The sequence below is a fragment of the Falsiroseomonas selenitidurans genome (assembly GCF_012103215.1).
GTDB classification, from domain to species: Bacteria; Pseudomonadota; Alphaproteobacteria; order Acetobacterales; family Acetobacteraceae; genus Falsiroseomonas; species Falsiroseomonas selenitidurans.
This window is the reverse complement of record NZ_JAAVNE010000004.1, coordinates 25647-49205: the sequence shown is the minus strand read 5'-3', so window position 1 is coordinate 49205 and position 23559 is coordinate 25647. Positions and strand designations below refer to the sequence as shown.

Annotated in this window: 19 protein-coding genes; 7 read left to right on the top strand and 12 right to left on the bottom strand. The window is 73.5% G+C overall.

The window, feature by feature from the left end:
* Positions 1-70 precede the first annotated feature (70 nt).
* From HEQ75_RS03925 to mdoH, 6 genes are all read left to right on the top strand, one after another.
* Positions 71-532 (top strand): CYTH domain-containing protein, encoded by a 462-nt coding sequence (locus HEQ75_RS03925; protein ID WP_168027625.1) that lies wholly within the window; start codon positions 71-73, stop codon positions 530-532.
* A gap of 207 nt (positions 533-739) precedes the next feature.
* Entirely contained in the window at positions 740-1798 is a 1059-nt protein-coding gene (locus HEQ75_RS03920; RefSeq protein ID WP_168027624.1) for a hypothetical protein, read from the top strand.
* 36 nt (positions 1799-1834) lie between these two features.
* Positions 1835-2515: a hypothetical protein gene (locus tag HEQ75_RS03915; protein WP_168027623.1), complete on the top strand. Its 681-nt coding sequence runs from the start codon at positions 1835-1837 to the stop codon at positions 2513-2515.
* Between the two features lie 318 nt (positions 2516-2833).
* Positions 2834-4813: a sensor histidine kinase gene (locus tag HEQ75_RS03910; RefSeq protein ID WP_168027622.1), complete on the top strand. Its 1980-nt coding sequence runs from the start codon at positions 2834-2836 to the stop codon at positions 4811-4813.
* A gap of 327 nt (positions 4814-5140) precedes the next feature.
* Positions 5141-6613 (top strand): glucan biosynthesis protein, encoded by a 1473-nt coding sequence (locus tag HEQ75_RS03905; RefSeq protein WP_407925876.1) that lies wholly within the window; start codon positions 5141-5143, stop codon positions 6611-6613.
* The gene (mdoH, locus tag HEQ75_RS03900) at positions 6601-8730 is read left to right on the top strand and encodes a glucans biosynthesis glucosyltransferase MdoH (RefSeq protein ID WP_168027620.1); all 2130 of its coding nucleotides are present in this window, start codon (positions 6601-6603) and stop codon (positions 8728-8730) included. Before HEQ75_RS03905 ends, mdoH begins: the two co-directional genes overlap by 13 nt.
* A gap of 462 nt (positions 8731-9192) precedes the next feature.
* On the opposite strand, the gene HEQ75_RS03895 is transcribed toward mdoH, so the two are convergent.
* The 12 genes from HEQ75_RS03895 to HEQ75_RS03840 all read right to left on the bottom strand — a co-directional run bounded on the left by HEQ75_RS03895 (position 9193) and on the right by HEQ75_RS03840 (position 21798).
* On the bottom strand, positions 9193-9360 hold the full coding sequence (locus HEQ75_RS03895) for a hypothetical protein (RefSeq protein ID WP_168027619.1): 168 nt from the start codon (positions 9358-9360) through the stop codon (positions 9193-9195).
* Positions 9361-9519: 159 nt separating this feature from the next.
* Positions 9520-11193 (bottom strand): acyl-CoA dehydrogenase family protein, encoded by a 1674-nt coding sequence (locus HEQ75_RS03890; RefSeq protein ID WP_209318328.1) that lies wholly within the window; start codon positions 11191-11193, stop codon positions 9520-9522.
* A gap of 1 nt (position 11194) precedes the next feature.
* Positions 11195-12406 carry a CoA transferase gene (locus HEQ75_RS03885; RefSeq protein WP_168027617.1) on the bottom strand — a complete coding sequence of 404 codons (1212 nt, stop codon included), beginning with the start codon at positions 12404-12406 and terminating at the stop codon, positions 11195-11197.
* A gap of 26 nt (positions 12407-12432) precedes the next feature.
* Entirely contained in the window at positions 12433-14088 is a 1656-nt protein-coding gene (locus HEQ75_RS03880; RefSeq protein ID WP_168027616.1) for a ShlB/FhaC/HecB family hemolysin secretion/activation protein, read from the bottom strand.
* A gap of 105 nt (positions 14089-14193) precedes the next feature.
* Positions 14194-14985 carry a heme ABC transporter ATP-binding protein gene (locus HEQ75_RS03875; RefSeq protein ID WP_168027615.1) on the bottom strand — a complete coding sequence of 264 codons (792 nt, stop codon included), beginning with the start codon at positions 14983-14985 and terminating at the stop codon, positions 14194-14196.
* Complete coding sequence (locus tag HEQ75_RS03870) at positions 14982-16058, bottom strand: FecCD family ABC transporter permease (protein WP_168027614.1); 1077 nt, start codon at positions 16056-16058, stop codon at positions 14982-14984. The genes HEQ75_RS03875 and HEQ75_RS03870 overlap by 4 nt, the downstream gene beginning before the upstream one ends.
* Positions 16058-16939 carry a heme/hemin ABC transporter substrate-binding protein gene (locus HEQ75_RS03865; RefSeq protein ID WP_209318327.1) on the bottom strand — a complete coding sequence of 294 codons (882 nt, stop codon included), beginning with the start codon at positions 16937-16939 and terminating at the stop codon, positions 16058-16060. The genes HEQ75_RS03870 and HEQ75_RS03865 overlap by 1 nt, the downstream gene beginning before the upstream one ends.
* On the bottom strand, positions 16936-17964 hold the full coding sequence (locus tag HEQ75_RS03860; protein WP_168027613.1) for a hemin-degrading factor: 1029 nt from the start codon (positions 17962-17964) through the stop codon (positions 16936-16938). The genes HEQ75_RS03865 and HEQ75_RS03860 overlap by 4 nt, the downstream gene beginning before the upstream one ends.
* 32 nt (positions 17965-17996) lie before the next feature.
* Positions 17997-20003 (bottom strand): TonB-dependent hemoglobin/transferrin/lactoferrin family receptor, encoded by a 2007-nt coding sequence (locus HEQ75_RS03855; RefSeq protein WP_168027612.1) that lies wholly within the window; start codon positions 20001-20003, stop codon positions 17997-17999.
* Between the two features lie 96 nt (positions 20004-20099).
* Complete coding sequence (gene hemP / locus HEQ75_RS03850; protein WP_168027611.1) at positions 20100-20270, bottom strand: hemin uptake protein HemP; 171 nt, start codon at positions 20268-20270, stop codon at positions 20100-20102.
* Positions 20271-20487: 217 nt separating this feature from the next.
* A complete protein-coding gene (locus HEQ75_RS03845; protein WP_168027610.1) occupies positions 20488-20838 on the bottom strand; it encodes a hypothetical protein in 351 nt (116 codons plus the stop codon).
* A 9-nt stretch (positions 20839-20847) separates the two neighbouring features.
* Positions 20848-21798 carry a LysR family transcriptional regulator gene (locus tag HEQ75_RS03840; protein ID WP_168027609.1) on the bottom strand — a complete coding sequence of 317 codons (951 nt, stop codon included), beginning with the start codon at positions 21796-21798 and terminating at the stop codon, positions 20848-20850.
* A 138-nt stretch (positions 21799-21936) separates the two neighbouring features.
* Between HEQ75_RS03840 and HEQ75_RS03835 the strand changes: the two genes are divergently transcribed.
* On the top strand, positions 21937-23478 hold the full coding sequence (locus tag HEQ75_RS03835) for an MmgE/PrpD family protein (protein WP_168027608.1): 1542 nt from the start codon (positions 21937-21939) through the stop codon (positions 23476-23478).
* Positions 23479-23559: the final 81 nt, after the last annotated feature.

The window sequence follows — 23559 nt, the reverse complement described above, 5'->3', positions numbered from 1 at the left end:
GCCGCCAATGTGGGCGCTCCGCCCGCCTTGCGGTAGCCTTGTCGCGGCCTGCCGGAGGGGCGCATTGCGCATGGGTGTCGAGATCGAGCGGAAGTTCCTGGTGGATGGCGATGGCTGGCGCGCCTCGGCCCGTGGGGCGGGGGTGGCGATGCGGCAGGGCTACCTTTCCACGGGCCGCAGCCCGGTGGTGCGGGTGCGCATCGCCGGGGAGCGCGCCTTCCTCACCATCAAGGGGCCAGGCGGGCTGGTGCGGGCGGAATTCGAGTACGCCATCCCGGTGGCGGATGCGGAGGCGATGCTGGCGCTCTGCCCCGCCCCGCCCCTGGCCAAGACGCGCCACGACGTGCCGCATGCGGGCCATCTGTGGACGGTGGACGTGTTCGAGGCGCCGGCCCGCCTGGCCGGGCTGGTGCTGGCGGAGGTGGAGTTGTCCGACGCCGCGGAGACCCCGGACCTGCCGCCCTGGCTGGGGCTGGAGGTGACGGAGGACCCGCGCTACGCCAACGCGGCCCTGGCCATCGCCGGCCCCTGAAGGGTTTCCAGGGCCGCCGGCGCCACCCCGTGGCTCCCAATCCCGCGCCTCGCGAATTCCAATCCCCGCGCCTCGCGGCTTAGAATTCCGCGCCTCGCGGCGCTGTGCGGCATCGGTCCGGGCGCGGGACGAACGCCCTGCGACGGCCCGCGTTCTGGCCATGGAAGGGTGCCAAACCCACCCGTCAGGACACGGAGGAACACAACCATGCCGATCCGGCACAAGGCCATCGCAGGCGCCGCCCTCGCCGCCTCGCTGGGCCTTGCAGGCGCCGCCCTGGCGCAGAGCACCTCGCCGAGCGCGACGCTGCCCAACCTCGATGCCACCGGCCGCCCGGTGACCGGGCAGGCGGAACGGCGGCCCGGGGCGCCGGCGCAGCAGACGGTGAACCCCACCCCCATGGCGCCGGGCAGCCAGGCGAACCAGGCGCCCGGCATGGGCGGCGGTGCCGTCCGCAGCGCGGACCCCGCCTCCGGCCAGGCCGGGCCGATCGGCGGCCAGGCGGCCGGGGAACGGGCGACGCAATCCGCCAACCCGACCAACATGCCGCCCGGCAGCCGCGCCGGCCAGGCCCCCGGCATGGGGTGGGGCCAGGCCGGCAATGCCGCCGCCGCCGGCGAGAACCCGACGAACATGCCCCCCGGCACCCGTGCCGCGCAGGCGCCGGGCATGGGCGGCGGCGCCCCCACGCGCCGCGCCGCCCCGGCCGATCCGGCCTCGCCGCAGGGCGGCCCGGCTGCGCAGATGCCGGCGGAGCGGACCCCGAGCCAGGCCGCCGGCCCGTTGCCCGGCTCGCGGAACCCGATCGTGGACCCGGCCCGCCCGCCGACCACGGCGGCCGACATCCCGGGCCTGCAGGGCAACCGCAATGCGCCCTTCACCCACCAGGGGATGGGCGCGAGCGGCGCGCAGACCCCCGCCACCGGCCCGGCCGTGGGGCGGGAACCCTCGCGCCCCGAACCCACCATCGGCGCCACCACCCCGGGCCTGCCAGCCGAGGGCGGCGGCACCGCGCCGGCGCTGGCGCCGACCGACAACGCCTATGTCCCGCCAAGCACGGTGAGCCCGGACACGCCGCCGCTGCCCGGCGCCAATTCCTTCACCGAGGGCCAGGCCGCTGCCCGCATCGCCGATGCCGGCTTCATCGACGTGCAGGCGTTGCGGCTGGACGAGCAGGGCGTCTGGCGCGGGCGCGCCATGCGCAACGGCCGGCTGACCGGCGTTGCCCTCGATTTCCGCGGCAATGTGGTCGCCACGGCGCCCTGAGGCGCCCCCTCCCGCACCAGAACAGGATCCCACGCCATGACCCGCACCATCGCCCGCCTCTACGACAGTTCCGCCACCGCGCAGGAGGCCGTGCGCAGCCTGGAATCCGCCGGCTTCGCGCATGACGCCATCACCTATATGGGCAGCGCCGGGGAAGACCGGACCATGCCCGTCGAGGCCAACACCACCACCGGGACCACCGCCACGGGCACCACGCCGCACAGCACGGCGGATGCGACGCCCACGGAAACCGGCGCCGCCACCGGCGCCTCGCTCGGCACCGTCGTCGGCGGCGGCGCCGGGCTGCTGGCCGGCATCGGCGCCCTGGCCATCCCCGGCGTCGGCCCGCTGGTGGCCGCCGGCTGGCTGATCGCCACCCTCACCGGGGCCGGCGTCGGCGCCGCGGCCGGTGGCCTGATCGGCGCCCTGACCTCTGCCGGGCTGGGAGAGGACCATGCCACGCGCTATTCCGAAGGCGTGCGGCGTGGCGGCCATCTGGTGGCGGTGCGCACCGATGACGCGCGCGCCGACGAGGCCGAGCGGATCCTGGAACGCCACGGCCCGATCGACATGGCGACGCGGGAGCAGGAATGGCGCAGCGGCGGCTGGGAGCCCGGCGACGTCAGCCGCAACCCGCAGCCGGTCGGCCACAACCCGGTGACGCCGCCGCACGGCGCCAACGATCCCGACGTCCGCCGTCCCGGCGACGTGGCCTGATCGCCGCTCCGCCGGCGTGGCCTGATTGCCGCTCCGCCGGCGTGGCCTGATCGCCGCTCCGCCGGCGTGGCCTGATCGCCGCTCCGCGGGCGGGCGGTGCGCCGCCGCCACCACCCCCTGTCCCCCGGGGTGGGGCGCGAAGTGCGGCCGGGTCACTACAACCGTTTGTGGCACAACCGGGACGATCCGTCGTTCCCCCTCACGCCCCGGTTGCGCTAAGCAGGGTTGTGAAGCGCGCGTGATCCGGCGCGCAAGAACAGGGGGCGCGACCGCCGGATGCGGCTTTCGACGCGTATTGCGGTCCTGTGCGCCGCGGCGGTGCTGCCCTCGCTGGCGATCCAGGCGTGGCACGAGGTGGCGATGCGCCAGGCCCGGCTCGCCGAACTCCGGGCCGAGGCCGGGCGTTTTGCCCTGCAGGCAGCCTCCGAGGTCAACCGCATGCTGGAGGGGGCGCGCAACCTGCTGACCGCGGTGGGGGAGGCGCATCGGCGCAACGGCACCTATCCGGGCTGCGGCGAAGGCCTGGCGGCGCTCAGCGACCGCATGCCGCGCTACGCCTCGATCGGCGTCAGCGATGCGGAGGGGCGGATCATCTGCTCCTCCGCCGGTTCGCGGGCGCCTGCCAGCATCGCCACGCGACCCTATTTCCTGGAAGCGCGGGCCACCCGCCGTTTCGTCGTCGGCTCGCTGATGGAGGTGCCGCGCGCCGGCGGCGGCGCGCCGCTGCGGGTCCTGCCGATGGCGCTGCCGATCACCGCCGATGGCGCCTTCGCCGGCGTGGTCATCACCAGCCTGGACTCCGAATGGCTGTCAAGCAACCTGGCCAGTTCCGGCGCCCTGCCGCCGGAGGGGTCCATGACGGTCGCGGACCGCAACGGCATCATCGTCGCCGTTGCCCCGGACCCCGCGCAGTTCATCGGCACCACCATCCCGGCCGCCTATACCCATCTGCTGACGGCGCCGGCGCCCGGCGTGCTGCAGGTGACGAGCCAGGATGGCACGCAGCGGATGCTGGGCTATGTGCCGGTCGGCCTGGCGGCAAACGGGCTCTATGTCAGTGCCGGCTTCGCCACCGGCCCGGCGCTGCAGGCGGTGGACCGCAGCACCCTGCGCGGCGTGCTGCTGGTGCTGGCCGGCCTGGCCTCCGCCCTTGCGGCCGCCTGGCTGTTCGGCCGGCTTTATCTGCGGGGCCCGGTGGACCAGCTGCTGGAGGCGATGCGCCGCTGGACCGCCGGCGACCACACGTCGCGCAGCAGCACGGCGGATCGCTACGAGATCGGCCGCCTCGCCGCCGGCTTCAACGCCATGGCCGATGCGGTGGCGGCGCGGGAGCAGGATCTGCGCGCCAGCGAAGGCCGGCTGCGCGCTGTTCTCGGCCAGTTGCCGGTCGCCGTGGTGCTGGCCGAGATCCCTTCCGGCCGGGAGGTGTTCCGCAATGCCCGCGCCGAGGACCTGCTGCCGCAAGCCAGCGGCGCGGTGCCGGAGCCGGTCGCCGGCCCGCTGCGCCTCGCCATCGCCGAGGGCCGCAGCACGGAGGGGCTGCATGTGCCGCTGCGCCGGCCGGATGGCGCCGAGACCGTGCTGTCCGTCTCCGCCGCGCCAGTCCATGCCTCGGGCGGGACGCAACTCGCCGTCGCCGCCTTCCTCGATGTCGGGGAGCGCTACCACGCCGAGCGGCAGCGGGCGCTGCTGACGGCAGAACTGCGCCACCGGGTGAAGAACGCATTGGCGGTGGTGCAGTCGGTCGTGGCGCAGACCCTGGCGCAATCGGCGACGCTGGAGGTGTTCAAGGCCAGCTTCATGGCCCGGCTGACCCTGCTGTCCCGCGCCCAGGACCTGCTGTTCTCCTCCGAGGATGGTTGCGTGCGGCTCGACGCGCTGGTGGCGATCACCCTGGCGCCGTTCGGCGCCGCCGCCCGCGCGGAGGGGCCGGAGGTGCTTCTGGCCGCGAAGCAGACCCTGTCGCTCGCCCTGGTGCTGCACGAGATGGCGACCAATGCCGCCAAGCATGGCGCCCTTCGGGTCGATGCCGGCGGCGCCCTGAGCGTCACCTGGACCCTGGAGGGGGAGGCCGAGGCGGCGGAGGTGGTGCTGTGCTGGAGGGAATGCTCGAGCCTGCCGATCGGCACCGAGCGGCGGCGCGGCTTCGGCAACCGCCTGATCGAGCGCTGCGTGGCGCATGACCTCCGCGGGCGGGCGACGCCGCAATTCGACCTCCACGGCATGGTCTGGACGCTGCGCTTCCCGCGCCCGACGCTGACCGACGCCCTGCAGCTGGAGCCCGCCCTGCCGGCCTGAAGCGCCCCGGGGCCCGGCCGGAGCACGCTGCGTTCGCCTGAACGCAGATCGCTCCGGCGCAGGATCCGCGCCGACAGCGGCGCAGATCAGGCGCCGTCCGTTTCTTCCCACGCCTTCCCCGGCCCGGCAGGCGGTCCCGCCCGACCGGAAGAGGCCCCAGCCGGGGGGTGGCGGCGGCGCCGGCGCGGCCGCGTCATGTTGCAATGCAACCGTTGGGCAGCCGGCCTCGTTACGTCGTCGCCGGGCCGGCGCTTGGGCCGCCCATGTCGATCGAGGTTGACCTTGCAGCGCCGCACCGCCCTCCTCGCTTTGGCCGCCCTCCCGCTGATGCTGGCCGGCAGCCGCGACCCCGCCTCGGCGCAATCCGGCCAGGCCGAGGGCCAGCCCTTCTCCGACAGCACCGTGCGCGACCTGGCGCGGGAAGCGGCGCGGCGGCCCTATCGCGCGCCGGAGGCCGACCTCCCGGCCGGATTCCGCGACCTGGGCTACGACGCCTATCGCGACCTGCGCTTCAACGCGGAACGCAGCCTGTGGCGCGGGGCGGATCTCGGCTTCCAGGTGCGGCTGTTCCACCGCGGCTTCCTCTATGCGCAGAAGGTGGACATCCATGAGGTGGTGGACCGCCGGGCGCGGCTGATCCCCTATGACCCCTCCGCCTTCACGATTGGCGACCGCGCCGGGCCGCCCGCGGCGTTCGGCCATGCCGGGTTCCGCCTGCACCACCCGCTGAACGACCAGGCGGTGCTGGACGAGGTGGCGGTGTTCCTCGGCGCCTCCTACTTCCGCGCGGTGGGCCGCAACCTGGCCTATGGGCTGTCGGCGCGGGGCCTGGCGATCAAGACCGCCGATCCGGCGGGCGAGGAATTCCCGGTATTCCGTGCCTTCTGGCTGGAACGCCCGCATCCCGGCGCCAATTCGGTGGTGGTGCACGCGCTGCTGGACAGCCCGAGCGCCACCGCCGCCTTCCGCTTCACCATCCGCCCCGGCGACCAGACGGTGTTCGACGTGCAATCCGCGATCTTCCCGCGGGTGGAGCTGGTTGCGTCGGGCATCGCGCCGCTGACCAGCATGTTCCTCTTCGCCCCCAATGACCGCGCCGCCACGGACGACTACCGCAACGCGGTGCATGATTCGGACGGGCTGATGATCGCCACCTCCCGCGGCGAACAGCTCTGGCGGCCGCTGCAGAACCCGCGCGACCTGCAGGTGAGCCAGTTCGCGGAGGTCAATCCGCGCGGCTTCGGCCTGATGCAGCGCCGGCGCGACTTCGAGAGCTACAACGACCTGGAGGCGCGCTACGAGCGCCGGCCGAGCCTGTGGGTGGAGCCGATCGCCGATTGGGGGCCGGGCAGCATCCAGCTGGTGGAGATCCCCACGGATGGGGAGATCAACGACAACATCGTGGCCTTCTGGCGTCCCGAGCAGCCGATGAAGCCCGGCGAGGAATACAATTTCGTCTATCGCCTGCACTGGATGCCCGTGTTCCCGGGCCATGCGGCGCTGGCGCAGGTGGTGGGGACACGGCAGGGCGCCGCCGGGCGCAATGGCCGGCTGTTCGTGCTGGACTTCGCGGGTGGCCGCGCCGGGGCGGTGCCGGAAGGCACGCTGCCGGCGCTCGACCTCTCCGCCGGTGCCGGCACGCTGCGCCACGCGGTGGTGCAGCCCAATCCGGAGACCGGCGGCTGGCGCGTGCATTTTGAACTGCTGCCCGGATCGGCCCGGCTGTCGGAATTGCGGGCGCAGCTGACGCATGAGGGAAGGCCGGTCAGCGAGACCTGGCTGTACCGATGGACGGCCTGACCGCCCCCCGCGCCCGCCTCGCCGCCGGCCCGGCGCTGCCGCCGGAAGCCCCGCTGGCCATGCCGGTGCAGTCGCTGCGGGCCGTGCCCGGGGATGGCCCCCGGCAGCGGCCTTCCTCCCCGCGCTTCATGGCCTGGCGGCGCGCCTTCGTCCTCGGCGGTGCCACGCTGCTGACCGCCTTCGCGACGCGGGAGATGGGGCTGGCGCTGGATATCGCCCGGCCGACACCGTTGCAGGTGGCGCTGCTGCTGCTGTTCGTGGCGCTGTTCGCCTGGATCGCGTTGTCCTTCCTCTCCGCGCTGTGCGGCTTCGCCAGCCTGCTGGGGGGTGGCGGGCGGCGGCTGGGCATTGACCCGGCGGGGCCGCTGCCGGTGCTGGCCACGCGCACCGCCCTGCTGATGCCGGTCTACAACGAGCCGCCGGCCCGGGTGATGGCGGGGCTGCGGGCCATCCATGAAAGCCTGGCCGCCACCGGCCAGGGCGAATGGTTCGACATCTTCATCCTGAGCGACACCACGGACCCGGATGCCTGGGTGGCGGAGGAAGCCGCCTTCCTGGCGCTGCGGGCGGAAACCGGGGATGAGGCGCACATCTTCTACCGCCGTCGGGCGAAGAACACGGAACGCAAGGCGGGCAACATCGCCGAATGGGTGCGGCGCTTCGGCGCCGCCTGGCCGCAGATGCTGGTGCTGGATGCCGACAGCGTGATGGAGGGCGCCGCCCTGGTCCACCTGGCCGCGGCGATGGAGCGCCACCCGGATGTCGGGCTGATCCAGACCCTGCCCGTGATCGTCGGGGGAAGATCCTTCTTCGCCCGGATGCAGCAATTCGCCGGCCGGGTCTATGGCCCGATGATCGCCGCCGGCATCGCCTGGTGGCATGGGGCGGAGGGCAATTACTGGGGCCACAACGCCATCATCCGCACCCGGGCCTTCGCCGCCCATGCCGGCCTGCCCACGCTGGCGGGCCGCCGCCCCTTCGGCGGCCACATCCTGAGCCATGACTTCGTCGAGGCGACGCTGCTGCGCCGCGCCGGCTGGTCCGTGCACATGGTGCCGGCGCTGCAAGGCAGCTACGAGGAAAGCCCGCCCTCGCTGATCGACCTGGCGCTGCGCGACCGGCGCTGGTGCCAGGGCAATCTGCAACATGCGGCGGTGCTGCCGACGCGGGGCCTGCATCCGATCAGCCGGCTGCACCTGCTGACCGGCATCGGCAGCTACATCACCGCGCCGCTGTGGCTGCTGTTCCTGGTGGTCGGCGTGTTCGGCGCGCTGGAGGTGCGGTTCATCCGGCCGAACTACTTCCCCTCCGGCCCCTCGCTTTTCCCGGAATGGCCGGTGGTGGACCCGGTGCGGGCGATGTGGCTTTTCATCGGCACCATGGCGCTGCTGCTGGTGCCGAAGCTGCTGGCCTGGGGGTTGCTGTTGCGGCGGCGGTCGGATCGGCGGGGGATTGGCGGCGCGGCGCGGTCCTTCGCCGGGCTGCTGCTGGAAACCCTGGTGGCGGGGCTGCTGGCGCCGGTGACGATGCTGACGCAGAGCGCCGATGTGGTGTCCATCCTGGCCGGTCGCGATTCCGGCTGGCAGCCGCAGCAGCGCGACGACGGCACGCTGCCGCTGCGCGCCGTGGTGCAGCTGTACTGGCGGCACACGGTGTTCGGCCTGGCCTTCGGCATCGCTTCCTGGCTGGTCTCGCCCGGCCTGGCGCTGTGGATGCTGCCGGTGACGCTGGGGCTGGCGCTGGCAGTGCCGCTGGCGGCGCTGACCGCCCGGCCGGCGATGCGGTTGCCGCTGCTGGTGATTCCGGAGGAATCCGCCCCGCCGCCGGTGCTGGCCCGCGCCACGGCGCTGCGCCAGGTGGCGCGGGAGGCGGAGGGGGAGGCGGTGCAGCGCCTGGTGGCGGATCCGAGCCTGCGGGAGGCGCATCTGGCCATGCTGCCGCCGCCCCGCGGGAAGGGGGAGCCGATCGACACGGCGCTGCTGGTGGGCCTCGTGAAGGTGGAGGAGGCGGCGACGCTGGACGCGGCGCTGGCCGGGCTGACGCGGGCGGAAAAGGCGGCGCTGCTGTCCGATGCGCGCGGCGTCCAGGCCCTGCTGCGGCTGGCCAGCGCGGCCTGAACCCGGCCCCCCGGCTTCAGCCCAGGAGGCTGCCCACCGCCAGCGCGATGCCGCCCCACAGCACGGCCGAGGCGCCGAGGATAAGGGCCACCGACCGCCGCCGGCTGAAACGCGACGCCGGCGTCTGATCCGTCATGGCTGGCGTGATCCGCGCCGGATTCGGCTTCGGTGTCGCGCTGCTGCGGGAAGCAAGGGTCCGAGCGGAGATTGAGGACATGGCGCGTGCCTGATGCTGCTCAGGTCATTGTGATACGGAAATCCGATTCAAACAACGGTCAATATCGCGACGGTTCCTGAAATCCTCGGCGCTATTTCACCCTGTCTCGCAGCCCGTTTGAATCAGGCGTGACTGGCCGTGCAAGGCCGGACGGGTATTGCCGCAACTGTGATGATTGTAGTCAGGTATTTTTTATTGATCTGAATGCAAATCCCATCGCCCCGGGGTTTGGGCTGGGGGGCGACCTATCGCGTTCGGCGTTCCACCCAGCCCATCAAACCCAGAACCAGCGCGATCACCGCCGCCACCGCGGCCACGCCCAGCAGGGCCAGGGAAGCGCCGAATTGCAGCAGCCGCGCCAGCAGCGCGAGCAGGGTGAACCCCACCGCCAACCCGATCATCCATCGCAGCATGCCCAGATCCTTCCGCGAGCCTGCCGGAATCAGCGCAGCCCGTCCGGAAGGGTTCCGCCCCCGCCAGTCCGCGAAAGCCCCCCACCCCCGAAGGGGGGCCGGGGGCCTGGGCAGGAATGCGCCGGGGCAGGAACCGCCCCGGCCGCCCGTAAGGCGCCCTCAGTTGATCCGGCCGAGCAGCCCGCGGACGATCACCTGCGCCTGGATCTCCGCCGCGCCCTCGAAGATGGACAGGATGCGCGCGTCGCACAGCACGCGGCTGATCGGGTATTCGATGGCGTAGCCATTGCCGCCATGGATCTGCAGCGCGCAATCCGCATTGCCCCAGGCGACGCGCGCGGCCAGCAGCTTGGCCATGCCGGCCTCGATGTCGCAGCGCCGGTCGGCATCCTTCTGCCGTGCGGCGAAGTAGGTAAGCTGGCGGGCCATCATCGTCTCCGCCACCATCCAGCCGAGCTTGCCGTAGACGCGCGGGAAATGCTGGATCGCCTTGCCGAACTGCCGGCGGTCCCGGGCATAGGTGGCGCCGAGCTCGATGGCGTTGCGCGCCACGCCCAGCGCGCGGGCGGCGGTCTGGATGCGGGCGCTCTCGAAGGTCTCCATCAGCTGCTTGAAGCCGCGGCCTTCCACCCCGCCCAGCAGGTTGGCGACCGGCACCTCGAAGCCGTCGAAGGTGATCTCGTATTCCTTCATGCCACGATAGCCGAGCACGGGGATCTCGGTGCCGGTCATGCCGGCGGCGGGGAAGGGGTTTTCGTCGGTGCCGCGCGGCTTCTCGGCCAGCAGCATGGACAGGCCCTGGTAGCCGGGCGCGTCCGGGTCGGTGCGGACCAGCAGGGTCATCAGGTCGGAGCGCGCACCATGGGTGATCCAGGTTTTCGCCCCGTACACCTTGAAGACCTCGCCTTCGCGCACCGCGCGGGTGCGCAGGCTGCCGAGGTCGGAGCCGGTATCGGGCTCGGTAAAGACGGCGGTGGGCAGGATCGCGCCGGAGGCGATGCCGGGCAGGAATTTCTGCTGCTGCTCGGCCGTGCCGCCGAGGCGGATCAACTCGGCCGCGATCTCGGACCGGGTGCCGAGCGAGCCGACGCCGAGATAGGCGCCGGACAGCGCCTCCGAGACCAGGCACATCGCCACCTTGCCGAGGCCAAGGCCGCCATGCTCCTCCGGCACCGTCAGGCCGAAGACGCCCATCTCCGCCAGTTTCTGCACCGTCGGCAGCGGGATCAGCACGTCGCGGCGGTGCCAGTCCTGGGCATGGGGCGCGATCTCGGCGGCGGCGAATCGCAGGAATTCGGCCTGCGTGGCCTCCATCATCTCGTCCTGCAGGAAGTCGGCGCCATGCCGGCCCTCCACCGCTTCCTCCGCCAGCAGGCGGCGCGCGGCGTCCAGCGCCGGCGGCTCGGCCAGGGCGGTGAGTGCCGGTTCGGCCAGGAAGCGGGCCAGCGCGGCCTCCGGCACCGCCATGTCGGCCGGGCGCACCATCTCCGCCTGGCTCATCGGGATGCCGCCCGAAAGCTGCGCCAGGTATTCGGCGAAGCCGAGGCGCAGGATGGCCTGCTCCGGCGCGCCGAAGCGCCCGGCTTCCTCCAGCCGCCCGGCCCAGGCCAGCGTCTCCCGCAGCGCGGCGACATAGGTGGCCTGCCAGGCCAGGCCGTGGCCGGCCAGCTGCTGCGCCTCCAGCGCCTGCGCCTGGACGCGGCCGCCGGGCGCGACCAGCCCGGCGACGGCATGGCGCGTCGCCTCATGCAGCCGCTCGGCGGCCGCGAGGCCCGCGGTGGCGCGGCGCAGCAGGTCCTGCGCGGTGGCGAGATTGGCCACGATCTGATCCATCTCAGGACTCCCCGGGGCCGGCGATGGTGCCGGCGTCATGCAACTTGCCGATGGCGGAGGTGGTGAGGCCGAGCACTTCCGCCAGCACCTGGTCGGTATCCTGGCCGAGCCGCGGCGCCGGGGCGGCCGGGGCACGCTCGACGAAGCCCAGCGGCAGGGCGGGCGCCAGGATGCGGCCGACGCCCGGCTGGTCGATCTCGGTGAACATCGGGTTGGCGGTGGAACACCGCGCATCCTCCCGCACCAATTGCGCAAAGTCCTGGTAGGGGCCCCACAGCACGCCGGTGCCGGCGAAGGCCTCGCCGATTTCCGCCAGGCTGTGCCGGGCGAACCAGGGGGCGAGCACGGCATTGATGGCGTGGCGCGCGGCGAAGCGGCCGCCCTCGTCGTTCAGGTCCACCTCCAGCATCGGGCCGATCATGGCGATCTTCTCCGCCAGCCCCGTCGCCTTGCCCACCGCCTGCCACTGCCGGTTGGAGATGGCGCAGACCATCACCCGCCTTCCATCCGCGGTCGGGAAGTCCCGCCCCCAGGCGCCGTAGAGGTCATTGCCCATGGGCGGGCGGACCGCGTTGTTCACCTGGACATCGGCGACGTAGCCGAGCGTGGCGACGGAGGCGAGCATCACGTCCGACAGCGCCAGCGTCACCTCCCGCCCGCGGCCATCCTGCCGGCGGGCGCGCTCGGCGCCGAGCAGGCCGGTGGAGAGATACAGCCCCGCGGCGATGTCCCAGGCCGGCAGCACATGGTTCACCGGCTCCCCGCCCGGGCCGGTTGCGGTGGGGAAGCCGCTGGCGCAGTTCACCGTGTAGTCCACCGCGCCGGAGCCATCATGGTTGCCCGTCAGCCGCAGCATGATGAGGTCCTCGCGGTGCTTCGACAGCGCCTCATGGCTCATCCAGCCGCTGGCCGGCAGGTTGGTCAGCAGGATGCCCTTGCCTTCGCCGGGCGCACAGATCAGCGCGCGGGCAATCTCCCGCCCTTCCGGCTTGTGCAGCGCCAGCGCCACGCTGCGCTTGGATTTGTTGAGCCCGGTCCAGTACAGGCTGGTGCCATCCGGGGCCAGCGGCCAGCGGCGATAGTCGATATTGCCGCCGATCGGGTCGATGCGGATCACCTCCGCCCCCATCTGCGCGAGCGTCATGCCGCCGATCGGCGCGGCGATGAAGGCGGAAACCTCGACCACCCGCAGATCGCTGAGAAATCCCTGCATGCGAACCCCTTTCTGACGGGGGTGGTTTAGAACCGCAGCAGCAGGCGGGTAAACACCACGCCTTCCTCCAACCGCCGCACGCCGCTGCCTTCGGGCGTGCGGGTGATGCGCTGCACGGCCTCCATCTCCCACTGCGTGCGGGGTGAAAGCTGCAGCCGCAGCCCGGCGCCGCGCGCCGCCAGGCGGCGCGGGCCCACCTCGCTGGCATTGTCCGTGGCGCGCGCCTCGTCATGGAACAGGTAGAATTGCGCGCCGAGCGGACCCGCCGACCAGGGCAGCGCCAGGCCTGTCGCGGCCTGCAATTCCAGCGTGCCGGCCAGCGCCCGGTCGCCTGCCACCTGGCCGGCATGGAAGCCGCGGCCCAGCCGGTTGCCGCCCAGGTAGAACTTCTCCGCCGGCGGCAGCGCATCGTCGCTCCACTGCGCCGCGCCCTGGACGAAGGCGGAAACCAGCCACCCCTCCGCCGGGCTGAACAGCGGCTGGCTGCGCGACGCCTCCGCGACGACCCGGAAGAAGCCGAAATCGCTGCCGAGGCGGGCGGTGGTGCCGGTGCTGCCGTCGCTGGCGCCGAGCGCTTCCAGCCCGCGATGCAGGCGCAGCGTGGCGCTGCTGGTGGCAGGCAGGGCGAAGACCGCGTCGCGCGCCTCCGCCTCCGCCCCCAGCCGCAGGGCACGCACGGAATCGGTGCTGCGCGTGCCGGCCTGGCGCAGCCGCACCAGGCTTTCGAAGGCATCGAGCTGGGCGGTCAGCGTCAGGTTGCGCGGCCGGCTGCGGAGCACCGGCAAGGCGAGGCCGATGCCCGCCACCCGCGTCGCCCCCTGGTAGCCCAGCGCCGCCAGGCTGCCCCCCGGTTCCGCCTGGCCGGCACCCGCGAAGCCGCGCAGCCGCAGGCCGGAACTGCCGAGGAACACCTCCTCCGCCAGCTGCGCGAAGCCCTGGCCCTTGCCGTCGGTGCCGAGCAAAGCGAGTTCGGTGCGCTCCGCGCCGAGGATGCCGTTGAGCTGGCCGAGCCACAGCCCCTGCCAGGCACCGGTCGAGGCATTGCCGCGATTGTCCAGGCTGGCGTAGCCCGACAGCGGCGCGGGGCTGACGCGGGCCAGCAGGCGCAGCGCGCCGGGCTCGCCTTCCGCCGGTTGCAGCAGGCCGCGCACCGTCAGGCCGGGGATGTCGCCGGCCAGCAGCAGGGCGCGTTCCAGCGCCGCATGGGGCAGCGGGCGAAGCCGCAGCAGCGGCGCCAGGAAGCGGCGAAGCTGGGCCTCGGCCGGACCCGCCGCGCCTTCGACCGCCACTTCCGAAACGAAGCCCTCGGTCACCGCCATGACCAGCCCGGCGCGGCTGCCTTCCCCGGGCGCGAGCCGCGCGGCGACCGCGACATAGGCGAAGCCGGCGCGCCGATAGGCATCCAGCACCGCCAGCCGCGCCGCCTCGATCTCCGCCAGCCGCACCAGCTTCTGCGCCAGCCCGGCCACAAGGGGCCGAAGCGTGGCCTCCGGCAGGGCGGTGTTGCCCGCCAGCTGCACCGCGCCCAGCAGCACGTAGCGCTGCGCACCGGGGCCGGTGGCGGGCAGGGGCGCGGGCGGCAGCAGGGGCGGGCCGAGTGCCGGCGGCGTGGCGGGGGCGATGCGCTCGATCAGCCCTGGCTGCGGCGGCGGCAGGGCCTGGGCGGCCGCCGGCAGCGGCATCGGCGGGACCAGGGCGGGGCCGACCACCAAGCAACCGATGCCGAACCCCGCTGCCCGCACCCCGCCCTCGCGCCCAACCCTGGCGCGAGCAGCCTTGCGTGGTCTCTACCCCGGCGTCAACGCCGCTGCCGTGCCGGCCAGCAGCGGCACCGGGCCGATCCCGGGCAGATGCCGAAAGGGCAGGCCATAGACCTGTTCCAGCCGCCCGGCCTCCAGCGCCTCGGCGGGGGGGCCGCAGGCGATCAGCCGGCCATGCTCCAGCAGCGCCACCCGGTCCGCCACGAAGGCGGCTTCCTGCAGGTCATGCAGCACCACCAGCACCGCCAGCCCCCGCCCGGCCAGGTGGCGCAGCCGCCGCAGCAGCGCGGCGCGGTGGCCGGCATCCAGGCTGGCGGTGGGCTCGTCCAGCAGCAGCGCCGCCGGCATCGCCGCGCCATCCAGCTGCGCCAGGGCGCGGGCCAGCTGCACCCGCTGCCGCTCCCCGCCGGACAGCGTGGCATAGGCGCGGCGGGCCAGATGCGCCACATCCGCCTCCCGCAGCGCGGTGGCGATGGCGGCCTGGTCGCGGGCCGCCTGGGCGGTGCCGTGCCAGGGCAGGCGGCCCAGGGCGACCACCGCTTCGGCCGGCATGGGAAAGGACAGCGTCGCGTGCTGGCCCATCACCGCGCGGCGGCGCGCCAGGTCCCGCGGGTGCAGATGGGGCAGGGCGGTGCCGCCCAGCGTCACCCTTCCGGCATCGGGCGCCACCTCGCCGGCCAGCAGCTTCAGCAGGGTGGATTTGCCGGCGCCGTTCGGGCCGGCCAGCACCAGCACCTCCCCCGGCCGCAGTGCGACCGAGACATCCGCCAGCAGCGCCCGCCCGCCGCGGCGCAGCCCGACGGCCTCCGCCGCGATCATGCCAGGCCCGCCCGGCGGCGCAGCAGCCACAGGAAGAAGGGTGCGCCGATCAGCGCGGTGACGACGCCCACCGGCAGTTCCGCCGGCGCCGCCAGGCTGCGCGCGGCCAGATCCGCCAGCACCAGCAGCGCCGCGCCCAGCAGGGCCGAACCCGGCAGCACCAAGCGGTGGGAGGCGCCGAAGCCCAGCCGCAGCAGATGCGGCACCACGAGACCCACGAAGCCGATCAGCCCGGTGAAGGCGACGCCGGCGGCCACCGCGATGGCGGCGAGGCTCACCGCCACGCGCTTCACCACCTCCACCCGCTGGCCGAGGTGGAAGGCCTCGGCCTCCCCCAGCAGCAGCGCGTCCAGCGGCCGGGCCAGCGCCACCAGCCCCAGCACCGGCAGGCCGATCAGCGCCGCCGCCACCGGCACCTGGGCCCAGCGCGCCCCGGCCAGGCTGCCCAGCGTCCAGAAGGTGATGTCGCGCACCTGGCGGTCATCGGCGGTGAAGACCAGCAGGCCGGTCAGCGCGCCGGCCAGCGCGTTCACCGCCACGCCCGCCAGCAGCAGCGTCGCCACGCCGGTGACGCCGCCGATGGTGCCGAGCCGGGCCATCAGCAGCGTCGCCCCCAGCCCGCCGAGGAAGGCCGCCGCCGGCAGCAGCCACAGGCCGAGCGCGCCGGCCGCCAGGCCGAACAGCCCGGCACCGAAGACGATGGCGGCGACGGCGGCCAGCGCCGCGCCGGCGGAGACGCCGATCAGCCCGGGATCGGCCAGCGGGTTGCGGAACAGCCCCTGCATCGCCGCCCCGGCCGCGCCCAGCCCGGCCCCCACCAGGGCGGCCAGCAGCACGCGGGGCGCGCGGATGACGCCGAGGATGGCGGCGTCGCGGCGGAAGGCCTCCGGCAGCGGCGCCAGCCCCAGCGCATCGGCCAGCACCGCCGGCAGCGCGGCGGGGGAGACCGCGGCCGGCCCCAGCAGCAGCCCGGCCGCCATCGCCGCCAGCAGCAGCAGCGTGCCGCCGGCCAGCACCAGCGCTGGCCCGCGCCGTATCCGACGCGCTGGCGCCTGCACGCGGGCCAGATGCATCACACCCAGGCCCGCGCCGGCAGCGCCGGCAGGGCGGCGCCGGGGTGCAGCAGCGCGGCGAGATCGCGCCGCGCATGCGCCGCCCGCGGCCCGAAGCCCAGCATGTAGGCGCCATCGACGGCAAGCAGGCGGCCCGCCGCGCCGGCCGGCGTCACCGCCAGGGCGGAGACCCTGAGCACCGCGGCCGCGCCGCCGGCCTCCGCCACCGCATGGTCCATCATCACCACCACATCCGGCGCCAGCAGCGCCGCGGATTCGGCGGACAGGGGCCGGTAGCCGGTGAAGTCGCGCACGCAGTTCACCGCCCCCGCGGCGGCCAGCAGCGCATCCGCATGGGTGTCGCGGCCGGCCACCAGCGGCGCCCCGCGGGCGGCCGAGAGCACGAAGATCGCCCGCAGCGGGCGCAGCGCCGCGACCGGCGCATCCAGCGCCGCCCAGTCCGCGGCGACGGCCTCGGCCAGCCCCGCGCCGTCCAGCCCCAGCGCCTGGCCGATGGCGCGGATCTTGGTGGCCACCGCCGCGCCGCCGGCACCATCCGGCACCACGGCCAGCTTCGCCCCGGCGGCGCGCAGCACGGCCAGCGCCTGGGGCGGCCCGGCCTGGTCCGACAGCAGCAGCAGGTCGGGGTCGAGCGAGACCAGCCCCTCCGGCGCCAGGGCGCGGAGATAGCCGATCTGCGGCAGGCGGCGGGCCGCGGCGGGGAACAGGCTGGTGCTGTCCACCGCCACCACCGCGTCGCCCGCGCCGAGCGCGAAGACCGTCTCCGTCACCGCCCCGCCCACTGTCACCAGTCGCCGCCCGGCCGCCGTCGCCGGGATGGCCGGGGGAAGAGCTGCGGGCAGGGCGGCGGCGAGGCCGAGCAGATGGCGGCGGCGCATCATGCGGCGCGGCCGGCGGGCCAGGGGCCGGCTTCCACCGCCGCCACCAAGGCGCGCCAATCGGCGCGTTCCGGCTGGCCGGGCTTGCGGGCGCCGAAGATTATGGCGATCACCTCGCCCGCCGCATCCAGCAACTCGATGGAGGTGACGTCGCCATCCTCGGTCGGCTTCACCACGCGCCAGGCCTGGTCGATGCCGGCTTCGCGCAGATGCAGGTTGAAGGTGGGATCCAGCACGTTGAACCAGCCCGGCGTCGGGCGCAGCCGCGCCACCGGGCCGGTGTGGATCTGGATGGCGCCGCGGTTGCCGACGAAGATCATGATCGGCAGGCCGGCCGCCGCCGCCTGGTGCAGCGTGGCGGCGGCGGCCTCGGGCGGCAGCCGGCGGGCGAGGTCCTCCCCGGCCAGGCGGAAGGCCTGGCGGCGGCTGGCCTTGTGCCGGCGCAGCAGGGTGACGAAGTCGTGCGTGTCCCGCAGCGCCTGCCATTCGGCGCGCAGCGCCACCGCATCCACCGGCGTCTCCGGCTTCGGCGCTTCCGGTGCCGGCGCGGCCTCCGGCGGGGCAGCCGCTTCCGGCGCGGCGAAGTCGCCGACCAGCGCGGCCCAGGCGGCGCGGTCGGTCTCCGCCGTGGCGAAGACCTTGTGCACGGCGGTGCCGGCCCTGTCGAAGATCTGCAGCGAAGGGCGCTCCCCGCCCAGCGCGTAGGCATGCGCCCAGCTGCCGGGAAACAGGCGCAAATCAATGTCCGGCCCCAGCACCAGGATGTGCCCCGGCCCGGCCGAGACATCCTCGAAGGCGCCATGGCGTTCATGCACCGCGTGTTCGTTGCGGGTCAGCGCCATGATGCGGCCGAGGCGCGGCAGGGCGGCGAACAGCGCCGGCCAGTCCGGCCGCAGCGCGCTGGCCGGGCCGGTGGCGCCGCAGGCCACCAGCGCGGCTTCCGTCGTGCCCAGGCGCTGCGCGGCTTCCCGGGCGCGGACGGGGCCGGCGCGCAGCAAGGCGGCATGGCGTTCGAGAAGGCTGGTCATGGAGGAAGTCCCCTGCTGGCGGTCCCGCTGGCTCAGAAGCTGACGCGCACGGCGCCCCGGATGTTGCGGCCCACATCGTAGAAGGGCGGCGACGGGTCGCTGTTCCAGTTGGCGCGGCGGTAGGCGTGGTCGAAGACGTTGTCGACGGCGAGCGAAAGCCGGACATTGGGCGCGAAGTTCGGCTGCCAGGAGGCATGCAGGTCGAGCAGCCCGTAGCCCGATGTCTGCTGCGCGACGCCCGCGGTGTTCGGCGCGCGATCCTGTTCCGCCGTGGCGGTCAGGCGCCCGCCCAGCACCACGCCCTGGTCCAGGAAGCGGTAGCCGGCCGACAGCGTCACGCGATGCGCCGGGATGGAGGCCAGCGGCTGGTCGGTGACGCGGTTGTCGCCCTTCAGCGCCGCGGCGCCGATGCCGGCATACCAGAGGCCGGCATCATACTGCGCCTCCGCCTCCACACCCTCGATCCGCGCCTCCGCCACATTGGCGGAGACGGTGGTGCTGCGCAGCACGGTCTGCTCGATGAAGTCGTCGACGTCGTTGCGGAAGGCGGAAACCCGCATGCGCAGCCGGTCGCCGGGGATCATCACGTCGGCGAAGCGCAGGTTCACGCCGGCCTCCTTGTTGCGCGAGACCTCCGGCCGCAGGTCGGGGTTCGGCACGAAGCTGTTGCCCGGGAAGTGCTGGCCGCCGACATAGAGCTCGGTCAGCGACGGTGCGCGGAAGCCCTCGGCATAGCTGACATAGGGCTGCAGCCAGGGCGTGACCTGCCAGGCGAGGGAGACGCGCGGGGAGGCGCGTTCCGAGCTGCGGTCGTTGCGGCCATCCGGGCTTTCCTGCTCGAAGCGGTCGAGCCGCACCCCCGGCGTCAGGGTGAAGGCGCCGAGGCTGATCTGGTCCTGCACGAAGAAGGCCAGGACGGTTTGCTCGGCGGAGGGGAATTGCGCGCGCGGCACGCCATTGGCGCGGCCTTCCTGCTCGTCGCGGTACATCTCCGTGCCGAAGGTGAAGACATGGCCGGTGGCGCCGAGCGCAAAGCGCGCGGTGTTCTGCGCATCCAGGCCGAGCGTCGTCAGCTCCGTCTCGTCGCGCACCCGCGCCCCGGTCAGGCGCTGCTCCGTCAGATTGACCTGGGTGCGGTAGAGGACCAGCTGCGGGTTGAACAGCGGCATCGCCGGGTCCTCGTAGGACCAGCGGAAGGACAGGTTCTCGGAGACCGTGTCGCGGTCGGTGATGCCGGTGGTGGTCGCGGTGTTGGCCGAGATCGGGATCTGGTGGTCGTCGCGGAAGCGCAGGGCGGAAAGCTGGAAGCGGTGGTGCCCCGGGTTCCAGCCGAGCTTGCCGAGCAGGGAGACGGCATCGTCGCCGGTATAGGGGATGGTGTTGCCGGCGCCGTCGGTGAAGTTGTTGTTGGTGAAGCCGGCGACGGCGCCGAGCAGGGTGAAGTCGCCTTCCCGCGCGCCCAGCGCCAGGCTGCCGCGCGGGCCGCTGCCCTGGCTCTGCCAGCCGGCGCCGAGGGTGCCGCCGAAGGCCGCGCCGGGCTGCAGGATGTCCTCCACCTCGATCGTCCGCAGCGAGATGGCGCCGCCCAGCGCGCCGGAGCCATAGAGGGTGGAGGCCGGGCCGCGCAGCACCTCCACCTGGCGCAGCAGGTCCGGGTCGACGAAAGTGCGGCCGCGATGGCCGGCGTTGAAGTTGTTGCGCGCGCCATCGGTGCGCAGCACCACGCGTTCGTCGCCGAGGCCGCGGATGATCGGCTGCAGCGCCGTGGTGCGCGGCGCGCCGGAGGATTCGATGCCGGGGATGTCCTGGATCAGGTCGATGACGCTGCGCGCATCGCGGCGCTCGATCGCCTCCCGCCCCACCACGGAAACCGGCGCCGCGGCATCGCCGGCGACGGTGCGGGTGCGGGTGGCCGTGGTGGTCACGGCATCCAGCGGCGTGACCGCCGTGGGGGTGGCCTGCTGCGCGCCGGCGGGCGCGGCGGCGAGGGCGAGGATGGCAGCGGTCAGCGGCGCTGACGCCAGGCGGCGGTCGGCCATGGGGCACTCCGGGGCGGTGGGGCTGGAGGCCTGGCTGGCTTGCGGCCGCGCTGTCGCGGTGGCTGGCTCGGCGGAGGGGTCGGGCGGGCGGGGCGGCTACTTGGTCAGGATCAGCTTGTCGTTGCTGGTCAGGCGCAGCCGGTAGGTCTCGCCATGGTGCAGGATGAGCACCTCCCGCGCGCCACGCAGCAGGTCGGTGCTGGTGATGCGTGCGGGGGCCGCAGAGTCTTGGGGAAGGGCGGCGGCATCGGTCATGGAGTGGCTCATCGGCTGCGGCGATGGCCATTATGAAGCAATTGCGAGTCATTCGCAATGGCGGATGGGGCATAAAGCGGCGTCAGGGGCAGCGCGGGGCGATGCCCTGGTCTGCCCCGCCGCTGGCCGGGTGGGGGGGCGAGGGGCGCTTCAGCCGCCCCGTTTGGGGCGCGGGTTTCAGCCGCCCCGTTGGGGCGAGGGCTTCAGCCGCCCCGTTGGGGCGAGGGCTTCAGCCCCCGCGGGGGCCGCGCGGCCGGCCGCGCCGGATCACCTGGGCACCACGCCCGCCGCGGCTTTCGGCGGCGAGGGCGAGCGTGGCGGAGGCGTCCGCCGCCTCGGCCTCCTGCAGCGTCTCCGCCGGCACCGGCGCGGGCTCCCCCACCGCCGCGCCCAGCAGCGGCGTCAGCGTGCCATGCGTCTCGTAGAAGCCGCTGTCGGCGCGCTGGGCGAGATGTGCCACGCCGTCGATGCGGAAGATCCGGCGCTGCATGGTGAGACGCGCCACCTGGTCATCGGTGGCAGGGAGGAAGGTGCAGCCGGCGGCGCGGGCCGCCCTGACCTGATCGGGGGAGAGATCCATGCGGCGCAGTTAGCGCATCTGCCGCCCCTTGTCTGCCGGGCTCCCGCCCTGTTGCTCATCCGCGGGCACCGGAAACAGCGCATCGGCCAATGAAAGCGCCAGGCGCACCGCCTCGCTCTCCCGCTCCGCATGCCAGGCCAGCGCCACGCCCACGGCATGGATCGGCCCGGCCAGGTCGCGGAAGGCCACGCCGGGCGGGCGCAGCCGCGCCATGCCGGCGGAAACCAGCGCCACGCCCAGCCCGGCGGCGACGAAGCCGAGCTGCGCCATGGCGGAGCCAACCTCCCGTTCCGCCCTCGGCGCGAATCCGGCGGCGCGGCAGGCGGCGACCATGGCATCGGAATAGGCCGGGCTGATGCCGCGCGGCAGCACCAGCATCGGCTCATCCGCCAGCGCCGCCAGGTCCAGCGGTCCGCTGCCGCCGGCCAGGGGGTGCGCCACCGGCAGGGCGGCGGCCAGCACGTCCCGCCCCAGGCTGCGCAGCCGCACCGGGTGGCGGTCCCGCTCCAGCCGCAGCAGCGCCAGATCCACCTCGCCCCGGCGCAGCGCCTCCACCGCATCCGCCGTGTCCATCTCCCGCACCGCAACGGCCGAAGCCGGCCTGGCGGCCTGCAGGCCGCGCACCAGCGGCGGCAGGTAGTCGAACAACGCGGAGGTGACGCAGGCCAGCGCCACCGGCGCGTTGCGCCCTTCGCGCAGGTCGCGTGCCAGCGACTCGATCTGCCCGGCGCCTTCCGCCAGGCGCCGCGCCAGCGGCAGCAGGGCTTCCCCCGCGCGGGTCGGCCGCACGCCCTTGCCGGTGCGATCCAGCAACTGCACGCCCAGTTCGCGCTCCAGCGCCTGGATCTGCGCCGTCAGCGGCGGCTGGGAAATGCCGAGCCGCGCGGCGGCACGACCGAAATGGCCTTCCTCCGCCACCGCCAGGAAGTGGCCCATGCGGCGCACCAGACGGAAATCCATGCGCCTCCCCTCAGCCCTTGTCGTGCAGGCGATACGGAAACCCTATCGCGTTGCCACACCAATCGGAATGGACGATGAAACGCCGGCGCGCCACAAGTCGCAGGCTCCGTGGCCACGGCAGATCTGAGGAAGACACGAATGAAGATGCACCCCGTGAAGGTCCACCCTTCGAAGGCGCTGCTGAAGCGCGAGGACCAGCTGGCCTGGAAGATGGCCGGCGTCGCCACCGACAAGGTGGCGGTGCCGAAGGACACCACGGCGATGATCATCAACCGGATCATCGACAATGCCAGCGTGGCGATTGCCGCCATCAACCGCCGTCCCGTCGTCTCCGCCCGCGGCATGGCGCTGGGCCATGCGAAGAAGGCCGGCGGCGCCACGGTGTTCGGCGTGAAGTCCGGCGCCACCGTCTCCCCCGAATGGGCGGCCTGGGCGAACGGCACGGCGGTGCGCGAGCTCGACATGCACGACACCTTCCTCGCCGCCGATTATTCGCACCCCGGCGACAACATCCCCCCGGTGCTGGCCGTCGCCCAGGCGATGGGGCGCAGCGGCAAGGAGCTGGTTCGCGGCCTGGCCACGGCCTATGAGCTGCACATCGACCTGGTGCGGGCGATCTGCCTGCACGAGCATCGCGTGGACCACATCGCGCATCTCTGCCCGGCGGCGGCCGCCGGCATCGGCACGCTGCTCGGCCTGAAGCAGGAGGTGGTCTTTCAATCGATTCAGCAGGCCCTCCACACCTCCGTCAGCTTCCGCCAGTCGCGGAAGGGCGAGATCTCGTCCTGGAAGGCCTATGCTCCGGCGCATGCGGGCAAGCTGGCGGTGGAAGCGGTGGACCGCTGCATGCGGGGCGAAGGCGCGCCCAGCCCGATCTATGAAGGCGAGGACAGCGTCATCGCCTGGGTGCTGTCGGGCCGCACACAGGCCGACAGCAAGGGTCGCAAGACCGTGTTCGAGCCGGTGTACTACGAGGTGCCGCTGCCCGAGGCCGGCGAGCCCAAGCGCGCCATCCTGGACAGCTACACCAAGGAGCACAGCGCGGAGTACCAGTCCCAGGCACTGATCGACCTCGCCTTCCGCATGCGCGAGCAGATCGCCGACATGGAGGCGATCGCCAAGATCATCATCCACACCAGCCATCACACCCACTACGTGATCGGCACCGGCGCCAACGACCCGCAGAAGATGGACCCGAAGGCGAGCCGGGAGACGCTGGACCACTCCATCATGTACATCTTCGCCGTCGCCCTGCAGGACGGGCGCTGGCACCATGTGGACAGCTACGCGCCGAAGCGTGCCGGGCGCGCCGACACGGTGCGGCTGTGGCACAAGATCGAGACCACGGAAGACCCGGCATGGACCGCGAAGTACCACTCGCGGGACCCCGAGGTGCTGGCCTTCGGCGGGCGCGTGGAAATCCTGATGAAGGATGGCTCGAAGCTGGTCGATGAGCTCGGCGTGGCCAACGCCCACCCGAACGGCGCCCGGCCCTTCGGGCGGGAGCAGTACATCCACAAGTTCCGCACCCTGACCGACGGCATCATCACGACGCGGGAGCAGAACCGCTTCCTGGAGCTGGTGCAGGACCTGCCGAAGCTGACGGCGGAGCAGCTGCCCGGCCTGAACGTGGCGCTGCCGGCGGGCACGCTGGAGGAGGCGAAGCCGGGCATCTTCTGACCGAAGGTCCAAACCCCCACCGCGACCCTCTCCCGCGCCGCGGGGGAGGGTGCCCGAGCAAGGCGAGGGCCGGTGGGGGAT